This window comes from Bacillus basilensis (assembly GCF_050630465.1).
In the GTDB taxonomy this organism is placed as follows: Bacteria; Bacillota; Bacilli; order Bacillales; family Bacillaceae_G; genus Bacillus_A; species Bacillus_A basilensis.
Map to the genome: position 1 here is coordinate 162,926 of NZ_JBNTQO010000002.1, position 18,215 is coordinate 181,140.

The following is an 18,215-nucleotide window of genomic DNA, read 5'->3' on the forward strand; positions in this document are numbered from 1 at the left end:
TCCTTTTTCGTATAGTATAGCATAAGATTGGGGGAGTGAGGATGACTCTTATATTTGCACATCGTGGTGCAGCAGGAACATACCCAGAAAATACAATGATTTCATTTGAAGCGGCGGAGTCTTTTAGAGCGGATGGAATTGAGCTTGATGTTCAATTAACGAAAGACGGAAAAGTTGTCGTCATTCATGATGAAACGGTGAACCGGACAACAAATGGAAAAGGTGCGGTTCGAAATTATTTATATGAGGATTTATGTAACTTAGATGCGAGTTATAAATTTGGTGATAAAGTAGGGTTTTGTAAAATACCTCTTTTAGAAGAGGTATTAGAATGGATTGAAAAAACACAGTTACTACTTAATATTGAACTTAAAAATAATAAAATTCCATACAGAGGTTTAGAGGAAGAAGTCATAACGCTTGTACGAAAATTTAATCTAGAAGATCGTGTTATATTTTCTTCATTTAATCACTACAGTATGAAAAGGTGTCATATGATGGCACCAGATATTCAAACAGCGATTTTATATCGCGAAGGTTTGCATAGTCCGTGGGCATATGCAAAAAAAATGGGGGCTACAGCAGTGCACCCTAATTATCGTTATCTTCAAGATGCCGTTGCTGAACTAACGATGGAAAGTGATGTAGAGGTTCGGCCCTATACAATTAATGAAGAAACACTTATGCTGAAATATTTTGAGATAAATATATCGGCGATTATTACGGATTATCCTGAAACGGCAAGAACGTTATTGCAAATAAAAAAATGAGACCGCGTGTAACGGTCTCATTTTTTTATTTGTAAATAGTAGGGCTTTCCTATCTTCTAAAGCGAGCTTGTACTTTATTTTGTTTACGATCTCGGTGTAAGACGAAGCCACCAAAAATATAAAACCCGAGCGCGAAGCAGAGAGCGCCGATTAAAAATTGTAACCATAGTATAGAGAGTGGAGGAAATAGAATTCCGAACACAGTATCTCTCATTAACTTAATGCCAAACACAGCTAATGAAATAGGGATGAGTGCTAATAATAGAGCAAGGTAACGCTGCATATAAACGCTCCTTTTCAGATTATTTTGTTTATTTTAATGATGTTATATGAAAAGGGGGTTTGTCAAGAGGGGGCTGAACGAGTAAGATAAGGGTGTGAAAAATTTTGCAGAGATACTTCGAGAGGAAGTGTAATATATGAAACAAAAAGTTTTAATTGTTGGTGCAGGTGAAGGTGGCAGTACACTGCTGAATCTGTTGCAAAGTTCGAATATATTTCAAATTATAGGGATTATTGATATAAATCCGATAGCAAAAGGATTGCAAATGGCTAAGGAATACGGGGTTACAATTGGAGAGAGTGTAACGCCGTTTCTTTCTATGCGCATTGATGTAATGTTTGATATGACAGGTGATGATGAATTACATAAAGAGTTATTAAAGAAAAAGCATAAAGATACTCTTCTTATACCAGGTGATATTGCGAAAATTGTTACGAGATTAGCACATGAGAAGGAAGATTTAATTGGAAAGTTAGAAGAACAGACGCAGCAAGGGGATTTAATTTTAAATTCTACGCATGACGGTATGATTGTGATCGACCGAGAGGGACAAGTTCGCCTATTTAATAAAAGTGCAGAGCGTATTATCGGGTATAAAAAGGAAGATGCGGTGGGGAAATATATTTTAGAAGTTATTCCGACTAGTAAGTTGCTTCGTATTATACGTACGAAACAAATAGAAGTGAATTATGAACTGACGTTGGAAAATGAAAAGAAAATTATTACAACCCGCATTCCGATATTAAAAGAGGGAGGCGAGGTGCAAGGGGCATTTGCGATTTTTAAAGATATAACAGAAGTGGTAGACCTTGCAGAAGAAGTTACGGATTTAAAAGAGATTCAAACGTTACTTGAGGCGATTATCAACTCCTCTGAGGAAGCAATTTCGGTCGTGGATGAAAAAGGAAGAGGGTTAGTAATTAATCCTGCGTATACGAAATTAACAGGTTTAACAGAAGAAGACATTATTGGGAAACCAGCTACAACCGATATTGTAGAAGGTGAAAGTATGCATATGAAAGTACTTCGAACACGTAGGGCGGTACGCGGCATACATATGAAGATTGGGCAGAAAAAGCGAGATGTAATTGTAAACGTAGCGCCAGTTATTGTTGATGGAATATTGAAAGGAAGCGTCGGTGTAATTCGTGACGTATCAGAAATTCAAAAGTTAACAAATGAATTGAATAGAGCAAGGCAAATTATTCGAACGTTAGAAGCGAAATATTCATTTGAGGATATTGTCGGAAATTCAGATGAAACAACGGCTGCTATTGAACAGGCGAAACTTGGGGCGAATACACCAGCAACAGTATTACTACGCGGAGAGTCAGGGACAGGTAAAGAATTATTTGCGCATGCCATCCATAATGGAAGTAATCGAAAATATAATAAGTTCGTTCGTGTAAACTGTGCGGCTATTTCGGAGACGTTGTTAGAAAGTGAATTATTCGGTTATGAGGAAGGTGCATTTTCTGGAGCGAAAAGAGGCGGGAAGCGTGGATTCTTTGAGGAAGCGAATAACGGCAGTATCTTTTTAGATGAAATAGGAGAATTGTCTGCAAACACACAAGCGAAACTCCTTCGCGTGTTGCAAGAAAAAGAGATTGTAAAAGTTGGTGGGACGAAAGCAATCCCGATAAATGTTAGGGTAATTGCGGCGACACATGTGAATTTAGAAAAGGCCATTTTAGAAGGAGAGTTTAGAGAGGATTTATATTATCGGTTAAATAAAATTCCAATTCAAATTCCATCTCTTCGTCAGCGTAAAGGAGATATACCGGCAATCGCAGAAAGATTAATTCAAAAAATAAACCAAGATTATGGCCGAAATATAGAGGGGCTCACTGATTCGGCTATTTCATATTTACAATCATATGAATGGCCAGGGAATGTGAGGGAACTTGAAAATATTTTGGGGAGAGCTATTATCTTTATGAATTATAACGAGACCTATATTGATGTACACCATTTACCGCCATTACATAATGAAGAGCAGGTGGAGTCAAAGCAAACACATTTATTACCTGAGTTAGAAGAAAAGCCACTAGAACATTTAGTAACAGAATTTGAAGGGAATATCATTCATGAATATTTAGAGAGGTTTGGTGGAAATAAAACGCAAACTGCAAGAGCGTTAGGAATTTCGGTTCGAAACTTATATTACAAGCTGGAAAAGTATGAGTGTGCAAAAAATAGCATGCAATAAATTGCGTACCGTGCAATTTATTGCATGGTATACAAAAAGTGACAAAATAAGACAGAATCTTTTGTTATTTTCCAAAGTATTGATTTTACTGCATTTTGAATGCGTTTTCATTATTGGTAAGACCACTTTTAAAAGTTGGCACGGTATTTGCTTTATAAAAAGACGAGGGACGACGGAAAGGGTTGATTACAAAATATGAAGTTAGAACACTTAATTGATCAAGCGGCAGGCCAGCCTAAAAAAACGGTGGCTGTAGCAGTAGCTGAAGATCATGAAGTAATTGAAGCTGTAGCGAAGGCAATTACATTACAGCTAGCTCAATTTCGTCTATATGGAAATCAAGAAAAAATAATGGGGATGCTACAAGAACATGGTTTACAAACTTCAGAACATATTGAAGTGATTGCAGCGGCATCAAGTGCTGAGGCTGCAGAACTTTCTGTTAAAGCTGTAAGAAATGGCGAAGCAGATGTGCTTATGAAGGGGAACATCCCAACAGCAAATATTTTGAAAGCTGTATTAAATAAAGAGTGGGGACTTCGTAAAGGTAGCGTACTTTCACACGTTGCAGCATTTGAAGTTCCAAATTACAATCGTCTGATTTTTGTTACAGATGCAGCGATGAACATTGCACCTGATGTAACACAAAAAGCTGCTATTATACAGAATACTGTAGAAGTTGCCCGGGCAATAGGAATGGATTTGCCAAAGGTAGCGCCAATTGCAGCGGTAGAGGTTGTGAATCCTGCGATGCAAGCAACAATTGATGCAGCGATGTTAACTCAAATGAATCGTCGCGGACAAATTAAAAATTGTGTCGTTGATGGACCACTTGCTTTAGATAATGCAGTATCACAAATTGCAGCAGAACATAAAGGCATAGTAAGTGATGTAGCAGGTAAGGCAGACATTTTACTCGTCCCAACGATTGAAGCTGGAAATGTGCTATACAAATCACTCGTATACTTTGCGGATGCAAAAGTAGGAGCAATGATTGCTGGCGCAAAAGCACCGATTGTTTTAACATCTCGTGCTGATTCAGCAGAAACAAAAGTATATTCATTAGCATTGGCAGTTGCGACTGCTTCAAAATAAACCAAAAAGGGTAAAACATTAGGGGGAAACGACAATGACATTAGAAATCTTCGAATACTTAGAAAAATATGATTATGAGCAAGTAGTATTTTGTCAAGATAAAGAATCTGGTTTAAAAGCAATTATTGCAATTCATGATACAACACTTGGACCAGCTCTTGGTGGAACAAGGATGTGGACATATGATTCTGAAGAAGCGGCGATTGAAGATGCATTGCGTCTTGCAAAAGGGATGACATACAAAAACGCAGCAGCTGGTCTAAACTTAGGTGGTGCGAAAACAGTAATTATCGGTGACCCACGTAAAGATAAGAGCGAAGCGATGTTCCGTGCATTAGGACGCTATATTCAAGGGCTAAACGGACGTTATATTACAGCTGAAGATGTTGGTACAACAGTAGATGATATGGATATTATCCACGAAGAAACTGACTTTGTAACGGGTATTTCACCATCATTCGGTTCTTCTGGTAACCCATCTCCAGTAACTGCATACGGTGTTTACCGTGGTATGAAAGCAGCTGCGAAAGAAGCTTTCGGTACTGATAATTTAGAAGGAAAAGTAATTGCTGTTCAAGGTGTTGGTAACGTAGCATACCACCTATGTAAACATTTACACGCTGAAGGAGCAAAATTAATCGTTACAGATATTAATAAAGAAGCTGTACAACGTGCAGTAGAAGAATTTGGTGCGGCAGCAGTTGAACCAAATGAAATTTACGGTGTTGAATGTGATATTTACGCACCATGTGCATTAGGTGCAACAGTTAATGATGAAACTATTCCACAACTTAAAGCAAAAGTAATCGCAGGTTCTGCAAATAACCAATTAAAAGAAGATCGTCACGGTGACATCATTCATGAAATGGGTATTGTATACGCACCGGACTATGTAATTAATGCAGGTGGCGTAATTAACGTAGCAGATGAATTATATGGATACAATAGAGAACGTGCACTAAAACGTGTTGAGTCTATCTATGACACAATTGCAAAAGTAATCGAAATTTCAAAACGTGATGGCATACCAACTTATGTAGCAGCAGATCGTCTAGCTGAAGAGCGCATTGCAAGCTTGAAAAACTCTCGTAGCACATACTTACGCAACGGTCATGACATTATTAGCCGTCGCTAATCATTCATATATAACTTTTACAAAAGGTGTGGTTACCTCTTATGAGGTTTCCACTTCCTTTTAAATTTATTAGTGGAGGTAGCAACATTGTCTGTAAATCGAATTCTTGTTATTAACCCAGGTAGTACATCCACAAAAATTGGTGTTTTTGATAATGAAAGACCTGTTCTAGAAGAAACGATTCGTCATGACGTAGAACAGATTGGAAAATATAAGCGAATTATTGACCAATATGAGTTTCGTAAAGAAACGATTTTAGAAGTTCTACATTCTCATGGTATTAACATTTCAAAATTAAACGCTGTTTGTGGGCGTGGTGGATTACTTCGTCCAATCGAAGGCGGTACGTATACAGTAAACGATGCGATGTTAGAAGATTTAAAAAATGGGTTTAGTGGTCATCACGCTTCAAACCTAGGAGGCATTTTAGCCTATGAAATTGCTTCTGGATTAAATATTCCTGCATTCATTGTGGACCCTGTCGTTGTAGATGAGATGGAGCCAATTGCTCGTATCAGCGGTATTGCTGGTATGGAACGCAAAAGTATCTTCCATGCATTAAATCAAAAAGCGGTTGCTCGTAAAGTAGCTGATCAATTAAATCACAAATACGAGGATTTAAATTTATTAGTTACACATATGGGCGGAGGTATTACGGTTGGTGCTCATAAAAAAGGAAAAGTTATCGATGTAAATAATGGCTTAAACGGAGAAGGACCATTTAGCCCAGAGCGTGCTGGTACAGTACCAGTAGGACAGCTAGTTGAAATGTGTTTCTCTGGTGAGTATTACCGAGACGAAATGGTGAAACAGCTTGTCGGACAAGGTGGACTTGTAAGTCTAATCGGTACAAATGATGCGATTAAAGTAGAACAAATGGTTGAAAAAGGTGATCCTGAAGCAACTCTTATTTATAAAGCAATGGCATATCAAGTTGCGAAAGAAATTGGCGGAGCAAGTGCTGTGCTTCACGGGAAAATCGATGCAATCGTATTAACTGGTGGACTTGCGTACAGTAAAATTCTTGTTGATGAAATAAAAGAACGAGTGGACTGGATTGCAGATGTTATCGTACATCCAGGGGAAGATGAGTTAGAAGCGTTAGCAGAAGGGGCACTTCGTGTATTACGTGAAGAAGAAGCGCCGAAAGAGTATGTTGTAAGAGAAAAACAAACAGTAGCTAGGGGTTGAGATAATGGCAAGAGAATATGATTTAGTCATCGTTGGCGGTGGTACAGGTGGATATGTTGCTGCTATTCGCGCATCACAACTAGGATTAAAAACAGCACTTGTTGAAAAAGAAAATCTTGGTGGTACTTGTTTACACAAAGGATGTATTCCTAGTAAAGCTCTTTTACGTAGTGCAGAAGTATACGCAACTGCTAAAAAAGGAGAAGAGTTCGGAGTTATTGCAAGTAATGTAGAACTAAACTTTGCTAAAGTACAAGAGCGCAAAGAAAAGATTGTAACGCAGCTTCATAAAGGCGTTCAGCATTTAATGAAACAAGGTAAAATTGATGTGTTTGAAGGTATTGGCCGTATTCTTGGCCCATCTATTTTCTCTCCAATGCCAGGTACAATTTCAGTTGAACTTGCAAGTGGAGAAGAAAATGAAATGTTAATTCCAAAAAATGTACTTGTTGCAACAGGTTCTCGTCCAAATTCATTACCAGGTTTAGAGTTAGACGGAGAGTACGTAATGTCTTCCGATCACGCTCTAAAAATGGAAACGCTTCCTAGTTCGATTATTATCGTTGGTGGCGGTGTAATCGGTATTGAGTGGGCGTCTATGCTTGCTGACTTCGGTGTAGAAGTTACAGTGTTAGAGTATGCGAAAACGATATTACCACTAGAGGATCAGGACGTTTCAAAAGAAATGCAACGTCTATTCAAGAAAAAAGGTATTAAAGTGGTAACTGGTGCAAAAGTATTACCAGAAACATTGGTAAAAGATAATGGAGTAACAATTCAAGCTGAACATAACGGTGAGAATAAAGAATTTAAAGCAGAAAAAATGCTTGTATCTGTAGGAAGACAAGCTAATACGCAAAACATTGGTTTAGAGAATACAGATATCGTTGTGGAAAAAGGATACATTCAAACAAATGAGTTTTATCAAACGAAAGAATCTCATATTTACGCAATTGGAGATGTAATCGGTGGCTTACAGCTTGCTCACGTTGCTTCTCATGAAGGAATTGTTGCAGTAGAACATATTGCTGGTAAAGAAGTTACACCAATCGATTATTCTATGGTATCAAAATGCGTATATAGCAGTCCAGAAGTTGCTTCTGTTGGTTTAACAGAACAAGAAGCGAAAGAAAAAGGCTATAAGTTAAAAGTAGGTAAGTTCTCATTCCGTGCAATCGGAAAAGCACTTGTATACGGAGAATCTGATGGATTTGTAAAACTTGTAGTTGATGAAGAAACAAATGACATTCTTGGTGTTCATATGATTGGACCACATGTAACAGATATGATTTCTGAAGCTGGTCTTGCAAGAGTACTTGATGCAACACCTTGGGAAGTAGCACATACAATTCATCCGCATCCATCATTATCTGAGGCGATTGGTGAAGCAGCATTAGCTGTAGATGGAAAAGCGTTACACGCATAAAAATGTGGATTTAGGAGGTTATGAAAAATGGCAGAAGTAAAAGAAAAGCGCCATGAAGAGCTTGGCTTAAGTGATGAGCAAGTATTAGAAATGTTCCGTACGATGTTACTTGCACGTAAAATTGACGAACGTATGTGGTTATTAAACCGTGCTGGTAAAATTCCATTCGTAATTTCTTGTCAAGGACAAGAGGCTGCACAAGTTGGGGCAGCGTTCGCTCTTGATAGAGAAAAAGATTATGCATTACCATACTACCGTGATATGGGTGTTGTACTAGCGTTTGGTATGACAGCTAAAGAACTTATGTTGTCTGCTTTCGCGAAAGCTGGAGATCCAAACTCTGGTGGTCGTCAAATGCCTGGTCACTTCGGTCAAAAGAAAAATCGTATTGTTACAGGTTCATCTCCAGTAACAACGCAAGTACCACATGCAGTTGGTATTGCACTAGCTGGAAAAATGGAGAAGAAAGATTTAGTAACGTTTGTTACATTCGGAGAAGGTTCTTCAAACCAAGGTGACTTCCATGAAGGGGCAAACTTTGCTGGTGTACACAAACTTCCTGTTATTTTCATGTGTGAAAATAATAAATATGCAATCTCTATTCCAGTTGAAAAACAATTAGCATGTAAAAACGTAGCAGATCGTGCAATTGGTTACGGTATGCCTGGATATACAATAGACGGAAACAATCCGCTTGCAGTGTATAAAGCTGTAAAAGAAGCGGCAGATCGCGGTCGTCGTGGTGAAGGCCCGACTTTAATTGAAACAGTATCATATCGTTTAACAGCACATTCTAGTGACGACGATGATCGTGTTTATCGTGATAAAGAAGAAGTAGAAGAAGCGAAGAAAAAAGATTCAATTATAACATTTGCAGCTTATTTAAAAGAAGCTGGTGTGTTAACTGAGGAATCTGAAAAACAAATGTTAGACGAAATTATGCATATCGTAAATGAAGCAACAGAATATGCAGAAAATGCTCCGTATGCAGCACCTGAAGATGCATTGAAGCACGTATACGCAGAATAGGGGGGAACGTTTCATGGCTGTAATGTCTTATATTGATGCTATTACATTAGCAATGCGCGAAGAAATGGAACGCGATGAGAAAGTATTCGTTTTAGGAGAAGATGTTGGTAAAAAAGGTGGCGTGTTTAAAGCGACACACGGTTTGTATGATCAATTTGGTGAAGATCGTGCGCTTGATGCACCGCTTGCAGAATCTGCAATCGCTGGAGTAGCAATTGGTGCTGCAATGTATGGTATGCGTCCAATCGCTGAAATGCAGTTTGCTGATTTTATCATGCCAGCAGTAAACCAAATTGTTTCTGAGGCAGCAAAAATTCGTTATCGTTCTAACAACGATTGGACTTGTCCAGTTACAATTCGTGCACCATTTGGCGGAGGCGTTCACGGTGCATTGTATCATTCACAATCTGTAGAAGCGATGTTTGCAAACCAACCAGGTTTAAAAATTGTTATCCCTTCTACGCCATATGATGCAAAAGGCTTACTAAAAGCTGCCATTCGTGATGAAGATCCAGTATTATTCTTTGAACATAAACGTGCATATCGCTTAATTAAAGGTGAAGTACCAGAAGATGACTACGTATTACCAATCGGAAAAGCAGATGTAAAACGCGAAGGTGATGATATTACTGTTATCACATACGGATTATGTGTTCATTTTGCTCTTCAAGCAGCTGAAAAGTTAGCACAGGACGGCATCTCTGCACACATTCTTGATTTACGTACTGTATATCCATTAGATAAAGAAGCAATCATTGAAGCTGCTTCTAAAACAGGTAAAGTTCTTCTTGTAACAGAAGACAATAAAGAAGGAAGTATTATAAGTGAAGTGGCAGCAATTATTGCTGAAAACTGTCTGTTTGATTTAGATGCGCCAATCGCACGTCTTGCAGGTCCAGACGTTCCAGCAATGCCATATGCACCAACAATGGAAAAATTCTTTATGGTAAATCCAGATAAAGTTGAAAAAGCAATGCGTGAACTTGCGGAATTTTAATCGGGGGGACTATACATGGCTGTAGAAAATATTACAATGCCTCAGCTCGGGGAGAGCGTTACAGAGGGTACAATTAGTAAATGGCTCGTTAATGTTGGCGATCACGTAAATAAGTATGATCCGCTTGCAGAAGTAATGACTGATAAAGTAAATGCTGAAGTACCATCTTCTTTCACTGGTATTGTGAAAGAGTTAATCGCTGGTGAAGGTGATACGTTAGCTGTAGGTGAAGTAGTTTGTGTGATTCAAGTAGAAGGCGCAGATGAAGTAGCAGCAACAGCTGTTGAGGAAAAAACGAAAGAAGAACCAAAGGCAGAAGTAGCTACGCCTGAAAAAGCACCGAAAGCAAAACAACCAACTGATGGAAAACCACGTTTTTCACCAGCTGTGTTAAAACTTGCGGGTGAGCATAATGTGGATTTAGATTTAGTAGAAGGTACGGGAGCAAATGGCCGTATCACTCGTAAAGATATTTTAAAGCTAGTGGAATCTGGAAATATTCCGCAAGCAGGTGCAAAGAAAGAGGAAGCGGTAGCAGCAGTAGTAGTAGCGCGTCCAGAAGCACCAAAAGCAGCGCCGGTAGCACAAAAAGTAGAAGCTGCAAAACCAGTTTCTGTACCGACAATGCCTGGCGATATCGAAATTCCAGTAACAGGTGTGCGTAAAGCAATTGCAGCGAACATGTTACGTAGTAAACACGAAGCGCCACATGCTTGGATGATGATTGAAGTAGATGTGACAAACCTTGTGTCATACCGTAATTCAATTAAAGGTGATTTCAAGAAGCGTGAAGGCTTTAACTTAACGTTCTTTGCTTTCTTCGTAAAAGCAGTGGCACAAGCGTTAAAAGAATATCCTCAAATTAATTCAATGTGGGCTGGCGATAAAATCGTTCAGAAGAAAGATATTAACCTTTCTATCGCTGTTGCAACAGAGGATGAACTATTTGTACCAGTAATTAAACACGCGGACGAGAAGACGATTAAAGGTATCGCTCGTGAAATTACAGAACTTGCAGGAAAAGTACGTACGAAATCGTTAAAAGCGGACGAAATGCAAGGCGGAACATTTACAATTAATAACACTGGATCATTCGGTTCTGTTCAATCTATGGGTATTATTAATTACCCACAAGCGGCTATTTTACAAGTTGAATCAATTGTAAAACGTCCAGTAATTATGGATAATGGTATGTTCGGTGCTCGCGATATGGTTAACTTATGTTTATCACTTGATCACCGTGTATTAGATGGCTTAATTTGTGGTAAATTCTTAGGACGTGTAAAAGAAATTTTAGAAAATACGTCAGAAAATAATACATCTGTATATTAATAAAAAGCTCGCTTATGCGAGCTTTTTATCATCTCATTTCTTCATTTGCATCCTACTATATGTACAACACTTTTCCCGGTAATCTTACAATGAACGAGAATGTATTAGGAATTTACGAAAATACATTGCTGATATATGGTATATAGATATAAAATAAGGAAAGAATAATTTTTTTGGCAAATCTTACTGATGAAACTGTAGTATAATATATTGTATTGTATGAAAAAGAGAGTTATTCTATATAAGTGTTTTATAGATAATGTGTAATCAGTCGTCAAAACATGAAGAATGTTGACTCCTGGTTTTTTATTTTGCCGTAACAATGTTTCAGGAGGATGTCATGAAAAGAAGTACCGAGTTTCTAAAAAGTTTAGATGTAAAATTAATTTTAATTTTGTTTGCACTATGTGTTACGAGTATAGCTGCTATATATAGCAGTCAGCAAACCGGACAGTATGGAGATGCAAACTTTGCTATGAAACAAGGTGTTAACTACATAATTGGGGTTGTATTGTTACTTCTTGTTGCAAGCATAGACTTAGATCAATTACAAAAATTGTCTTGGCCACTTTATATTGCTGGATTTGGCTCACTTATTCTTTTGAAAATATTACCGGTTTCCACTTTCACACCTGAAAAATTAGGTGCAAAAAGGTGGTTTGTTTTTCCAGTAGCTGGACAAATTCAGCCGTCTGAGTTTTTCAAAATTTCATTGCTTCTCATAGTAGCAAGTATAGCAGTGAAACATAATGCACAGTATATGGCAAGGACATTCCAAACGGATTTGAAATTAGTAGGTAAAATTATGCTAGTGTCACTTCCACCTATGGCTGTTGTATATAGCCAACCAGATACAGGTATGGTGTTCTTATATGCTGCTGCTATTGCATGTATTTTATTTATGTCAGGTATTCAGAAAAAATTGATAGCGTTATGTACAGTTATTCCGGTGACCATATTATCTGCGTTAATATTCATTTACGTAAGATATGAGGATTTCTTCTTTAACAATTTAGTTACTTTACTAAAACCTCACCAACAATCACGTATTTTAGGTTGGTTAGATCCATTTGAACATACAGATCAAGGTTATCAAACACAGCAATCGATTTTAGCTGTAGGTAGTGGAGGAATGGAAGGTAAAGGGTTTGGTGAAGGAAGCGTCTATATCCCAGAGAAGCATACGGACTTTATTTTCGCTACTATTGCCGAAGAAGGTGGATTTATCGTAGCAGCGCTAGTTGTCTTCTTGTTCCTATTACTACTATATCGAACAATTATTATCGGTTATTCTGCTGATAATTTATTTGGTACATTATTATGTGCTGGATCTATCGGTATATTGACAGTTCAAATATTCCAAAACATCGGTATGATTGTTGGACTAATGCCTGTAAAAGGGATTGCATTACCTTTCTTATCATACGGGGGAAGTTCCTTATTCTCAAATATGATTATGATGGGTCTTATATTATCGGTACGAAAAACGTATAAAAAGTATATGTTTTCTGTTAAGTAAAAAAGCTGGTTCGTGTAAAAACGAACCAGCTTTTTTACATATATGTTAGCTACAGTAGATGAAGCACATAAAATAAATATTTTGTTAAAAAAATGAAAAATATACGCATTTTGTCGTTTCATACATATGATACAATAGTGTGGACAACGAACAAGGAGGCGATACGATGGGATATGTAGAAGAATTACGAAAAATAGTTGGTCATCGCCCTTTAATTTTAGTTGGTGCTGTTGTACTCGTTATAAATGAAAGTGGATATGTTTTATTACAGCAACGGACAGAGCCGTACGGAAAATGGGGGCTGCCTGGCGGGCTCATGGAGCTTGGTGAATCACCAGAAGAAACAGCTTACCGCGAAGTATATGAAGAGACAGGAATAGAAGTAAAGAACCTACGATTAATCAATGTATTTTCTGGAGCGAACTATTTTACAAAATTAGCAAACGGTGATGAATTTCAATCTGTAACGACTGCTTATTATACGGATGAATACGAAGGGGATTTTGTTATGAATAAAGAAGAAGCAGTTCAGCTTAAATTTTTCCAAGTAACAGAACTACCTGAATATATTGTAGGATCTCATAAAAAAATGATTGGTGAATATATGAAGATTATGGAAAAAAAGATATAATAATAGTGAAAGAAATACAAAAACACAGTTCTGGTTGGTAGTCCAGACGCATGATTTCATGTCAGTAACCTTCCCCCTCCGGGATGTCCCGTATTTCTAATTTTTTTAAAGGAGGGGCTGTCAATGGATTTGACAGTATATCACGATGGACAATTTTTTGTAGGAATTATTACATGTAAAGAAAAAGGGAAATTGTATGGAGCGAGGTATATTTTTGGAACGGAACCTTCAGACGAAGAAGTGCTTATATTTGTGAACGGTTCAATGTTAGCGTATTTTCAGCACTTTGCAAAATGTGGTGTGGAAGTGAAAGAAAAACAGCGTCCCAAAAATATAAAGCGGATCATACGACAAGCAGCAAAAGAAGTAAATGTAAACCGTTTTACTAAGGCGCAAGAGGCAATTAGCTTATCTTATGAACTGCATAAACAAGAAAAGAAAGTGCAATCTAAAGAGGAGCGAGAAGCTGAAAAACAAAGAATGCGTTTAATCAAAGTACAAAAAGCAAAGCAAAAACATCGTGGTCATTAAAAAAAGGTGTTAGAGTCCTGCTCTGACACCTTTTCTATACCTAAATACAAGTAAACTTACTTGTATTTCATAAACATTAACTGGTAAGATACAAATAGATAGTTTTAGAGGAGGGAAAAGATTGATTAATTTTAACTTTTTTATGAATGATGTTGTCCGCCAAGCGCGTGAAGAGATTGTCTCTGCTGGATATACAGAATTAACGACGCCGGAAGCAGTAGAAGAAGCGTTTAAAAGAAATGGAACAACACTTGTAATGGTAAACTCTGTATGTGGTTGTGCAGGTGGCATCGCTCGTCCTGCTGCTGCGCATTCCGTACATTATGATAAACGTCCTAACCATCTTGTAACGGTGTTTGCAGGTCAAGATAAAGAAGCAACAGCAAGAGCTCGTGAATATTTCGAAGGGTATCCACCTTCTTCTCCATCATTTGCGTTATTAAAAGATGGAAAAATTGTAACGATGGTAGAGCGTCATGAAATTGAAGGTCATGAACCAATGCAAGTCATTGCGAAACTACAATCTTATTTCGAAGAGAATTGCGAAGAACTATAAATAATTGAAAAGGCGCTATGCTCACAATTAAGTGGGGGTAGCGCCTTTTTTATTTATTATTCAAAACGATAGGATATACATTAGTTGGTTAATTTATGCATTATTTTATGCATAATAAACATTGGTTTAAATGATTTTTTTATTTATTTTTATTTTATATATTGCATAAAAATTAAAGTGCTGATACAATACAAACATCGAATAAATATTCTATTAAACTTTTAAATATACATTATTAGGGGGAAGAAAGATGAAGAAGTTAGTATCAATATCGTTTGCACTTATTTTAATTGTAAGTATGTTCAGTGCTTGTAGTAATGGGGAAGAAAAGGCTACGGGAAAAAATAAAAAAGTACTGGTTATGGGGACTTCAGCAGATTATAAACCATATGAATACGTGGAAGCTTCAAAAAGTGATGAAATTATCGGCTTTGATGTTGATGTTGCTAAATATATCGGAAAAGAACTTGGTTATGAAGTGAAAGTGAAAGATATGGATTTTGGTGGTTTATTAGCATCTCTTAGCTCAGGAAAAGTTGATTTCGTAATGGCAGGAATGACACCAACTGCAGAGCGTAAAAATAATGTTGATTTCACAGATATTTATTTTGTTGCAAAAAACATGGTCGTTTCTAAAAAGGATTCTAACATTAAATCTGTAGAGGATTTAAAAGGGAAAAAAGTAGGGGTACAAACAGGATCTATTCAAGAAGAGAAAGCAGCAGAATTTAAAAAACAAGTAGATTTCAAAGTTGAGGGACGTGACCGTATACCAGAAATCGTACAAGAAATTAAAGCAGGTCGTTTTGATGCTGCAATTATAGAAGACACAGTTGCTAAAAATTATTTAGAGAAAATGAAAGATTTACAAGGAATTGAAATTAAAGAAGCGCCAGAAGAAGTAGGAGCAGCAATTGCCCTTCCGAAAAATAGTGATAAAACAGCTGAATTTAATAAAGTAATTAAAAAAATGCAAGAAAATGGAGAAATGGATAAATTAGTGAAGAAATGGTTTGGCAGCGAAAAATAAGCTGCTTTTCACTTTTCTGTGAGGGGAATGAAAAGAATGAACTTAGATTTTTCAGCGATTACGCCTTCGATACCGTATATATTAAAAGGTCTAGAAGTTACTTTGAAAATTGTAGCAGTGTCAGCTTTAGCAGGATTTATTTTAGGAACGTTATTAGCGCTTTGTAAAATTGCTAGAATACGAGCATTAAATATAGCGGCAGATCTTTATACATCAATTTTCCGTGGTACACCACTTGTATTGCAATTAATGATTATTTATTTCGGTGTACCGCAAATAATTGGTTATGAAATACCGGCCTTTTTAGCGGCTGTACTAGCATTTAGTTTGAATTCAGGTGCATACATGTCAGAAGTAATCCGTGCCGGCATTCAAGCAGTTGATAAAGGACAAACAGAAGCAGCAATGGCTTTAGGGATTCCTTACGGGAAAATGATGCGAAATATCATTTTTCCTCAAGCATTAAAAAATATATTACCAGCGCTTGTGAACGAGTTTGCGACACTTACGAAAGAATCGGCTGTAGTAACAGTAATAGGAGCAACGGATTTAATGCGCCGTGCTTACATTGTAGGCGGTGAGACGTTTAAATATCTGGAACCATTACTTTTTGTTGGACTCATTTATTATATGCTAGTCATTATTCTTACATTAGTCGGGAAGGCAATTGAAGGGAGAATGAAGAAAAGTGATTAAAATTGAAAACCTTCATAAATCATTTGGAAAAAACGAAGTATTAAAAGGAATTACAACAACGATTGAAAAAGGGGAAGTTGTAGCAATTATTGGACCGTCTGGATCAGGGAAATCAACATTTTTACGTTGTATGAATGTGTTAGAAGCACCGACAAATGGTCACATTTGGATTGGAACGAAAGAAGTAACGAATCCGAAAACGAATATTATGCACGTTCGTGAAAATGTCGGAATGGTATTTCAACATTTCCACCTATTTCCTCATATGACTGTATTAGAAAATATTACGTATGCTCCTATCAATGTAAAAGGAGTAACGAAACAAGAAGCAGAAAAGAAAGCCGAAAAACTTTTAGAAAAGGTCGGTTTATTAGATAAAAAAGATACGTATCCGAATCGTCTTTCGGGAGGACAAAAGCAACGTGTAGCAATTGCGAGAGCGTTAGCGATGGAACCAGAAGTAATGTTATTTGATGAACCGACATCAGCACTAGATCCAGAAATGGTAAAAGAAGTGTTAGAAGTTATGAAATCATTAGTTACGACAGGAATGACAATGGCGATTGTTACACATGAAATGGGATTTGCAAAAGAAGTAGCAGATCGTGTTCTCTTTTTAGATGGTGGAAAACTTGTAGAAGATAGTGCGCCAGCAGAATTCTTTGCAGCACCGAAAAGCGAGCGTGCGCAACAATTTTTACAAAAAATATTGTAATATGTAAAGGTTACGTGAATAATAAGTAGAAAAGGATGGCATTGTGTCATCCTTTTTTTATACTAACTTTAAATAAGTTTATACATATAGGAGCAATGCTATGTTCAAAATTGGATACCGTACAGTAAAAACAGCAATAGGGACAGGCGCAGCAGTTTTTATTGCTCAGTTATTAGGGTTAGAATTTTATAGTTCAGCGGGTATTTTAGTTATATTATGTGTACAAAATACGAAACGTAAATCACTTCAAGTGTCGTTACATCGTTTTTTAGCTTGTGTACTATCAATGGTATTCGCGTTTTGTATATTTGAAACAATTGGTTATACACCACTTGCAATTAGTGTATTATTACTTACATTTATTCCGACTGCAGTTATGCTTAAAATTCAAGAAGGTATTGTCACGAGTTCAGTTATTGTTATGCACCTGTATTCATTGAAACAAATTACATGGCTTATTGTTGGGAACGAAATTGCGATATTAACGATAGGGATTAGCGTGGCTTTATTAGTGAATATGTATATGCCAAGTAGTGAAAATAAACTAAAAGAGTATCAGGATAAAATAGAAAGTAATTTTAAAACAATTTTGTTTGAAATGGTTGTGTATTTACGAAACAGGGAAAGTAGCTGGAGCGGGGCAGAACTTATTGAAACTGAAAATATGTTAAATGAAGCAAGGGATTTATCGTTTAAGAAACTTGAGAATGCATTTATGCGAGAAGATAGTTATTACTACCGCTATTTTAATATGCGTATGCAACAATTCGAAATTTTAGAGCGAATGATACCATTAGCTGCTTCTTTATCATGGACATATGAACAAGCTGACATGATTGCGGATGTGGTTGAAAACATTGGAAATGCCATTAGCCCGGAGAGTACTGGGGTTATTTCCTTAAGACAGCTTCAAGAAATGCGAGAGTTATTTAGAGACATGCCATTACCAGTTACACGTGAAGAATTTGAGATACGTGCGAAACTTGTTCAACTTGTGTATGAAATGGAGCAATATTTACTCATTAAAAGCCGCTTTAAGGGAAAGGATAATATAAAAGAACTTATATAGA

The 18,215-nt window shown here is 37.0% G+C and carries 18 protein-coding genes; 17 read left to right on the forward strand and 1 reads right to left on the reverse strand.

The genetic code is table 11. The features are described from left to right. The first annotated feature begins 41 nt into the window (after positions 1–41). Positions 42–770, forward strand: coding sequence for a glycerophosphodiester phosphodiesterase (locus ACQVV1_RS04265; protein WP_242252178.1), 729 nt, complete (start codon positions 42–44; stop codon positions 768–770). A 49-nt stretch (positions 771–819) separates the two neighbouring features. Here the strand turns inward: ACQVV1_RS04265 and ACQVV1_RS04270 are convergent, their stop codons facing one another. Continuing rightward, positions 820–1,053 carry a DUF2627 domain-containing protein gene (locus ACQVV1_RS04270; protein ID WP_431168642.1) on the reverse strand — a complete coding sequence of 78 codons (234 nt, stop codon included), beginning with the start codon at positions 1,051–1,053 and terminating at the stop codon, positions 820–822. Positions 1,054–1,189: 136 nt separating this feature from the next. Here ACQVV1_RS04270 and ACQVV1_RS04275 point away from each other — a divergent pair, with 136 nt between their 5' ends. From ACQVV1_RS04275 to ACQVV1_RS04350, 16 genes are all read left to right on the forward strand, one after another. Further along, positions 1,190–3,262 (forward strand): sigma-54 interaction domain-containing protein, encoded by a 2,073-nt coding sequence (locus ACQVV1_RS04275; protein WP_242252177.1) that lies wholly within the window; start codon positions 1,190–1,192, stop codon positions 3,260–3,262. Between the two features lie 195 nt (positions 3,263–3,457). After that, on the forward strand, positions 3,458–4,357 hold the full coding sequence (gene yqiS, locus ACQVV1_RS04280; RefSeq protein WP_063223011.1) for a phosphate butyryltransferase: 900 nt from the start codon (positions 3,458–3,460) through the stop codon (positions 4,355–4,357). Between the two features lie 34 nt (positions 4,358–4,391). Continuing rightward, positions 4,392–5,492 (forward strand): Leu/Phe/Val dehydrogenase, encoded by a 1,101-nt coding sequence (locus ACQVV1_RS04285; RefSeq protein ID WP_242252175.1) that lies wholly within the window; start codon positions 4,392–4,394, stop codon positions 5,490–5,492. A gap of 87 nt (positions 5,493–5,579) precedes the next feature. Beyond that, complete coding sequence (gene buk, locus ACQVV1_RS04290) at positions 5,580–6,683, forward strand: butyrate kinase (protein WP_060632217.1); 1,104 nt, start codon at positions 5,580–5,582, stop codon at positions 6,681–6,683. 4 nt (positions 6,684–6,687) lie between these two features. Continuing rightward, positions 6,688–8,109, forward strand: coding sequence for a dihydrolipoyl dehydrogenase (gene lpdA, locus ACQVV1_RS04295; RefSeq protein WP_063223013.1), 1,422 nt, complete (start codon positions 6,688–6,690; stop codon positions 8,107–8,109). A gap of 27 nt (positions 8,110–8,136) precedes the next feature. Further along, positions 8,137–9,138 carry a 3-methyl-2-oxobutanoate dehydrogenase subunit alpha gene (bfmBAA, locus tag ACQVV1_RS04300; RefSeq protein WP_431168643.1) on the forward strand — a complete coding sequence of 334 codons (1,002 nt, stop codon included), beginning with the start codon at positions 8,137–8,139 and terminating at the stop codon, positions 9,136–9,138. Between the two features lie 13 nt (positions 9,139–9,151). Then, positions 9,152–10,135, forward strand: a complete 984-nt coding sequence (gene bfmBAB, locus ACQVV1_RS04305; protein ID WP_000290070.1) for a 3-methyl-2-oxobutanoate dehydrogenase subunit beta — start codon at positions 9,152–9,154, stop codon at positions 10,133–10,135. 15 nt (positions 10,136–10,150) lie between these two features. After that, positions 10,151–11,467, forward strand: a complete 1,317-nt coding sequence (locus ACQVV1_RS04310) for a dihydrolipoamide acetyltransferase family protein (protein WP_431168644.1) — start codon at positions 10,151–10,153, stop codon at positions 11,465–11,467. A gap of 340 nt (positions 11,468–11,807) precedes the next feature. After that, positions 11,808–12,986 carry an FtsW/RodA/SpoVE family cell cycle protein gene (locus tag ACQVV1_RS04315; RefSeq protein ID WP_063223015.1) on the forward strand — a complete coding sequence of 393 codons (1,179 nt, stop codon included), beginning with the start codon at positions 11,808–11,810 and terminating at the stop codon, positions 12,984–12,986. Between the two features lie 166 nt (positions 12,987–13,152). Then, positions 13,153–13,617 carry an NUDIX hydrolase gene (locus ACQVV1_RS04320; protein WP_063223016.1) on the forward strand — a complete coding sequence of 155 codons (465 nt, stop codon included), beginning with the start codon at positions 13,153–13,155 and terminating at the stop codon, positions 13,615–13,617. Positions 13,618–13,740: 123 nt separating this feature from the next. Then, positions 13,741–14,148, forward strand: a complete 408-nt coding sequence (locus ACQVV1_RS04325; protein ID WP_242252174.1) for a YjdF family protein — start codon at positions 13,741–13,743, stop codon at positions 14,146–14,148. Positions 14,149–14,290: 142 nt separating this feature from the next. Further along, positions 14,291–14,704, forward strand: a complete 414-nt coding sequence (locus ACQVV1_RS04330; RefSeq protein WP_001979317.1) for a BrxA/BrxB family bacilliredoxin — start codon at positions 14,291–14,293, stop codon at positions 14,702–14,704. Between the two features lie 250 nt (positions 14,705–14,954). Beyond that, positions 14,955–15,734: a transporter substrate-binding domain-containing protein gene (locus ACQVV1_RS04335; RefSeq protein WP_242252173.1), complete on the forward strand. Its 780-nt coding sequence runs from the start codon at positions 14,955–14,957 to the stop codon at positions 15,732–15,734. A gap of 36 nt (positions 15,735–15,770) precedes the next feature. After that, entirely contained in the window at positions 15,771–16,430 is a 660-nt protein-coding gene (locus ACQVV1_RS04340) for an amino acid ABC transporter permease (RefSeq protein ID WP_001046917.1), read from the forward strand. Beyond that, positions 16,423–17,145: an amino acid ABC transporter ATP-binding protein gene (locus ACQVV1_RS04345; RefSeq protein ID WP_431168645.1), complete on the forward strand. Its 723-nt coding sequence runs from the start codon at positions 16,423–16,425 to the stop codon at positions 17,143–17,145. Before ACQVV1_RS04340 ends, ACQVV1_RS04345 begins: the two co-directional genes overlap by 8 nt. A 100-nt stretch (positions 17,146–17,245) precedes the next feature. Continuing rightward, positions 17,246–18,214 (forward strand): aromatic acid exporter family protein, encoded by a 969-nt coding sequence (locus tag ACQVV1_RS04350; protein WP_063223019.1) that lies wholly within the window; start codon positions 17,246–17,248, stop codon positions 18,212–18,214. Position 18,215 lies beyond the last annotated feature (1 nt).

Coding starts and splice junctions, on each gene's coding strand:
- ACQVV1_RS04265 (WP_242252178.1), top strand. CDS start 42: ATGACTCTTATATTTGCACATCGTGGTGCAGCAGGAACATACCCAGAA.
- ACQVV1_RS04270 (WP_431168642.1), bottom strand. CDS start 1,053: ATGCAGCGTTACCTTGCTCTATTATTAGCACTCATCCCTATTTCATTA.
- ACQVV1_RS04275 (WP_242252177.1), top strand. CDS start 1,190: ATGAAACAAAAAGTTTTAATTGTTGGTGCAGGTGAAGGTGGCAGTACA.
- yqiS (WP_063223011.1), top strand. CDS start 3,458: ATGAAGTTAGAACACTTAATTGATCAAGCGGCAGGCCAGCCTAAAAAA.
- ACQVV1_RS04285 (WP_242252175.1), top strand. CDS start 4,392: ATGACATTAGAAATCTTCGAATACTTAGAAAAATATGATTATGAGCAA.
- lpdA (WP_063223013.1), top strand. CDS start 6,688: ATGGCAAGAGAATATGATTTAGTCATCGTTGGCGGTGGTACAGGTGGA.
- bfmBAA (WP_431168643.1), top strand. CDS start 8,137: ATGGCAGAAGTAAAAGAAAAGCGCCATGAAGAGCTTGGCTTAAGTGAT.
- bfmBAB (WP_000290070.1), top strand. CDS start 9,152: ATGGCTGTAATGTCTTATATTGATGCTATTACATTAGCAATGCGCGAA.
- ACQVV1_RS04310 (WP_431168644.1), top strand. CDS start 10,151: ATGGCTGTAGAAAATATTACAATGCCTCAGCTCGGGGAGAGCGTTACA.
- ACQVV1_RS04315 (WP_063223015.1), top strand. CDS start 11,808: ATGAAAAGAAGTACCGAGTTTCTAAAAAGTTTAGATGTAAAATTAATT.
- ACQVV1_RS04320 (WP_063223016.1), top strand. CDS start 13,153: ATGGGATATGTAGAAGAATTACGAAAAATAGTTGGTCATCGCCCTTTA.
- ACQVV1_RS04325 (WP_242252174.1), top strand. CDS start 13,741: ATGGATTTGACAGTATATCACGATGGACAATTTTTTGTAGGAATTATT.
- ACQVV1_RS04330 (WP_001979317.1), top strand. CDS start 14,291: ATGAATGATGTTGTCCGCCAAGCGCGTGAAGAGATTGTCTCTGCTGGA.
- ACQVV1_RS04335 (WP_242252173.1), top strand. CDS start 14,955: ATGAAGAAGTTAGTATCAATATCGTTTGCACTTATTTTAATTGTAAGT.
- ACQVV1_RS04340 (WP_001046917.1), top strand. CDS start 15,771: ATGAACTTAGATTTTTCAGCGATTACGCCTTCGATACCGTATATATTA.
- ACQVV1_RS04350 (WP_063223019.1), top strand. CDS start 17,246: ATGTTCAAAATTGGATACCGTACAGTAAAAACAGCAATAGGGACAGGC.